Raw genomic sequence first — 3976 nt, 5'->3', positions numbered from 1 at the left:
GAGCCGAGCATTCTCGCCAGCGTGCTCACTCATCGGTGGGCACCTCCTCCCACTCGCCCACCTGGGGCGCGAAGGTGCGGACCGTGCGGCGGTAGACATCGAAGCCGGGGTACTTGCGGGCCTGCGCCTCACTCGGCATCGGGACGGGTCGAGCGCCGGGCGCTGAGGTCTCGCCAGCCGCCCACTCGACGGTCTCGGTGGCCTCGGGCATGGCGGCGAGCCGGGCGCGGAGGGCGTCGTTCTCGGCCAGCAGCCATGCGATGTCCTCCGGCGCGTGGGCGATCAACTCGGCGTCGGCGTCCGGAAACTCCGACAACTCCGAGTGCAGGTGGTGGTAGTGGTCGCCGGGGTTGTCGGAGTCGCAGGGCTGCTCGTTCGGCGTGCCCCACATGCGGTGATGACCGTTGCGGATCGCATGAGGCCAAGACCCGTGGCCACAGGGGTATCCGCCGCCACAGTCACAGGAGTCCGTCACGACGTGCCACGGCCCAGGGGTGGCGGCCTCAAGGCGCTCGCGGATCTCGGCCATGCGCTCGGCGTCGGTGATCAGGGTCTGGTCAGCCACGGCGGGCTTGTCGGCGGTCATCGTGCGGCCTCGGTGATCTCGTGCCATTCGTCCGAGGGGTAGATCAAGTGGTCGTCCGGCCCCTCGTCATGGGGCGCGTCGAACTCCGAGTCCTGCGCTTCGCCTTCCATGAGACAGAGCCACTGACCGGGCTCGATCCAGTACCAGGGACCGGTGGAGCCGTCGGGGTAAGCCGACCGATACCGAAAGCCGTCGAGTTCAAGGCTTGCGGCTTGATGGCCCTTGGCGCGGACCCACTCCACCGTTGCCGCCATCTCGGCGACGGTGTCTCCAGCCGGGCGATACTCCACTCGGTGGTGCTTGATGCGCTCTAGGCGCTCGAACACTCGGACGGTCATGCTGTTGCCTCCTCGGCTTCGGTCTTCGTCTTGTGGTCCCGCAGCTCGCCCACGACGGCGGCGACTTGCTCGGCGGGGAGTCGGCGGTTCGCGGCGCGTGAGAGCGGCGTGAACTCGTGGTCACCGGCCCACCTGGTGCGGCACTGGTGCTCGGGCAGCGAGCAGGTGTCGCAGGTGGCGTCTCGGTCGTGCGGTGTTGGTGGCGGCGTCCACCCGGTGTCGCGTTCCCGCCAGTGGGGCGAGGCGGGCGACAGGATCACGTTGGGCGTGTTGGCTTCCCGGTCGTCGGCTGCCCTGGTGATGGCGAGGACGACGTCGGAGAGCTTGCGGTCGGCGAGCTTCTTGATCGCGGCGTAGATGCCTGCCTCGTCCCAGCGTCGTGCGCCGTGGGGTCGCATGGCGGCGGCGAGGAAGGTGATCGCGCGGGTCTGCTGGTCGGTGACGGTCACCATGGACTCCCGTCCTCGGCGTCGTAGTCCCAGCCGCAGCCGTCGGAGCAGACATAGCGGGTCGGCTCATCGAAGTCATCGCGGTCGACACCGACGCACCACCAGTCGTGGCCGCAGTCGTCGCAGGTGGTCCAAACTCCGTGGGTGCGCTCGGTCATCTCGCGGTCGATGCAGCAGACCTTTGCGCCACTGTCGAGGTACTGGCAGCCCATCACCAACCACCCCTCGGCGTAGCCCCATCCCATGCCCGAGTGGCTCGGAGGTTGGCTGTCGGCGTCGCTGCGGTGGCTCCTACCAACTGGCTATGGGATGGGAACTGAAGCACTTCTCCTCCCACTCCTCCTCCTACTCCTACTCGGGGATGAATTGCTCGCGAGTTGCTCACGAGGCGCTCATGAGAGATGCATGAATTCCTCATGAGCGCTCCTCCGGTGGCGGCGGGATCGTGCTCTCTGTTGGGTGTGGCGGTTTCTGGTGCTTGGCCCACCCGGTGAGCGCCCCGTAGGTGCCGCCATTCACGCGGTAGACGCACACCATGCCCTCGGCCTCGATCTCGCCAAGCCACTTCTTGACGCGGGCGGGCGGCAGGTCGTCGTAGGGGAACAGAGACCCGCTGACGGCGACCGGAGTTGCGATGAATCGGCCTTCGTCGTCGGCCATCTTTGTGATGAGGCCGGCGAGCGTGAGACGGGCGTCGCGGCTGAGGTGGCAGACCTTGTCGTCATCCCAGAAGGCGGTCTTGAGTGGTCGGGACTGGCGGGCCATCAGCTCGCCTCCTGTCGCTCGACCCGCCCGGCCTCACGCACGCACTCGACGAGCCGTCGTCGGCCAGATAGGACGTCGGGCGCTGGTTCAGGGCGTGCGGGGGTTGGCCACCAGCGCGCGTCTTGACGCTCAGTCACGAGTGCGCGGTATCGCTGCCGTGACGCGGGCTGCGGGTTGTCGGCGTCACTGCCTGGCACCCACACCTTGATCGCGCCCCGCTGCACCCATCGACCGTCCGTGAGCGCGTCCTCGTTGGCGTTGCTGCTCGACCAGCCCATGCAGGTGCGGCACAGGTCACCTCGGGCGCGGCACTTGGTGCCGCAGTTCGAGCACGCCTTGCGCAACGCCTTCCGACTTGCGCCTTCCCGGTCGACGTCGGCCTTGCTGATGACTCGGTGGACGGTGGACTGGCTGATGCTGTGTGTCTTGGCGATGGCCGCGATGGGCGCACATTCGAGGTAGGCGGCGACGATCTGCTCGGTCATCTCGTCGGTGACCTTGCGTGGCGCTGGTCGGATGCCTGGTCGGGTGCTCACGAGTCTCCTTCCGCGCGCTCGGCATCCCCGGCGCTGGTCGATTCGTAGGTGTGGCCCCGGTCGTGCGCGTCGGTGCGCGTGCAGGTGAGGCCGTCGGGGAAGCCGCCGAGGTGGGCGTGGCAGGTCATGCGCTCGCCTCCCCGAAGTCGAGCCCCGGCTGAGCGAGGCGCGTGCGCAGGGACAGGTCGAGGTAGTCGGCGTTCAGGTCGATGCCGACGTACTTGCGCCCATGCTTGGCGGCGGCAAGTCCGGTTGTGCCAGAGCCGCTGAACGGGTCGAGCACGACACCGCCCGGCTTGCAGCCACCGAGGATGCACCGCTCGGCGAGCGCCTGCGGCATGACGGCGAAGTGGGCGCCAGGGAAGGGCTGCGTGGGGATCGACCAGACGTCGCCCGGGTTGCGGCCGAGCGGGTGGTTCATCTGGTCCAGCCGCAACGTCTGGGCGCCACCCACGCCTTCGTAGGGGTCGCCCTCGCGGTATGTCCTGCCAGGATCGGCCCGGTGAGGTTGCGCGCGGCGGACCGAGACGTCACTGTGCGGCTCACGGATGGGGTCGAGGTCGAACCAATAGCGGCGGCCCTTGGTGAGCAGAAAGAGGTGCTCGTGACGCGTTGCGAGCCGGTCGGACACGCTCTCGGGCATGGCGTTGGGCTTCGCCCAGATGATGTCGTTGCGCAGGGTCCAGCCGTCGTCCTGGAGTGCGAAGGCAACGCGCCACGGGATGCCGAGCAGGTCCTTCGGCTTAGCCCAGGACTGCCCCGGCCGATCTACGGGGCGGATCCATCCGCGCCGCGCAGGCTGCTTCTCGTCGGCCGCGTTGGGGCCCGGGTTGCCGCGACCGGAGTAGTAGCTGTCACCGATGTTGAGCCAGAGAGTGCCGTCGTCGGTGAGCACCCGACGCACCTCCGCGAAGAGGGCGCGCATGGTCTCGACGTACTCCGCCGGCGACGACTCGAGGCCGTACTGACCCTCCTCGCCATAGTCGCGCAGACCGAAGTACGGGGGAGACGTGACGCAGCAGTCGACCGATGCGTCAGGCAGCTCTCGGAGCACCGTCAGCGAGTCGCCGTGGTACAGCGTGACGAGGTCGTCGGAGTAGTAGGGCTTCATGCCGCCCCCTTCCGCACCAGCGCCCGACGCTTGCGCTGGTATCGCGTGGACTTGCAGTTGGCGCAGTCCCTGGTGCTGCCTGCTGGATGCACACAGCCGGGGCACCAGATGACGCCACTGGACGGGTGCTCGGCGTACTCGCGGCGGGCGCGTTCGACACCGACGTTGTAGCGGGAGAAGGCGATCTGGAG

The 3976-nt window shown here is 68.3% G+C and carries 9 protein-coding genes; all 9 read right to left on the bottom strand.

The window, feature by feature from the left end; all coding sequences use genetic code 11:
- Positions 1-25: 25 nt before the first annotated feature.
- Entirely contained in the window at positions 26-565 is a 540-nt protein-coding gene (locus VGE38_RS04900) for a hypothetical protein (protein ID WP_331141413.1), read from the bottom strand.
- A gap of 17 nt (positions 566-582) precedes the next feature.
- Entirely contained in the window at positions 583-924 is a 342-nt protein-coding gene (locus VGE38_RS04895) for a hypothetical protein (protein ID WP_331141412.1), read from the bottom strand.
- Positions 921-1376 carry a hypothetical protein gene (locus VGE38_RS04890; RefSeq protein WP_331141411.1) on the bottom strand — a complete coding sequence of 152 codons (456 nt, stop codon included), beginning with the start codon at positions 1374-1376 and terminating at the stop codon, positions 921-923. The genes VGE38_RS04895 and VGE38_RS04890 overlap by 4 nt, the downstream gene beginning before the upstream one ends.
- Positions 1370-1618, bottom strand: coding sequence for a hypothetical protein (locus VGE38_RS04885; RefSeq protein WP_331141410.1), 249 nt, complete (start codon positions 1616-1618; stop codon positions 1370-1372). The genes VGE38_RS04890 and VGE38_RS04885 overlap by 7 nt, the downstream gene beginning before the upstream one ends.
- A gap of 169 nt (positions 1619-1787) precedes the next feature.
- A complete protein-coding gene (locus VGE38_RS04880) occupies positions 1788-2138 on the bottom strand; it encodes a hypothetical protein (RefSeq protein WP_331141409.1) in 351 nt (116 codons plus the stop codon).
- Positions 2138-2623, bottom strand: a complete 486-nt coding sequence (locus VGE38_RS04875; RefSeq protein WP_331141408.1) for a hypothetical protein — start codon at positions 2621-2623, stop codon at positions 2138-2140. Before VGE38_RS04875 ends, VGE38_RS04880 begins: the two co-directional genes overlap by 1 nt.
- Positions 2624-2670: 47 nt before the next feature.
- On the bottom strand, positions 2671-2802 hold the full coding sequence (locus VGE38_RS04870; RefSeq protein WP_331141407.1) for a hypothetical protein: 132 nt from the start codon (positions 2800-2802) through the stop codon (positions 2671-2673).
- Positions 2799-3785, bottom strand: coding sequence for a DNA-methyltransferase (locus VGE38_RS04865; RefSeq protein WP_331141406.1), 987 nt, complete (start codon positions 3783-3785; stop codon positions 2799-2801). Before VGE38_RS04865 ends, VGE38_RS04870 begins: the two co-directional genes overlap by 4 nt.
- Positions 3782-3976, bottom strand: a 195-nt coding sequence (locus VGE38_RS04860; RefSeq protein ID WP_331141405.1) for a hypothetical protein, incomplete at its 5' end; no start/stop codon positions are given. The genes VGE38_RS04860 and VGE38_RS04865, both read right to left, overlap by 4 nt.

The sequence above is a fragment of the Nocardioides sp. genome, assembly GCF_036405735.1.
Lineage (GTDB): Bacteria > Actinomycetota > Actinomycetes > Propionibacteriales > Nocardioidaceae > Nocardioides.
Note: the sequence above shows the minus strand (reverse complement) of the source record. Positions and strands in the feature narration are given on the sequence as shown.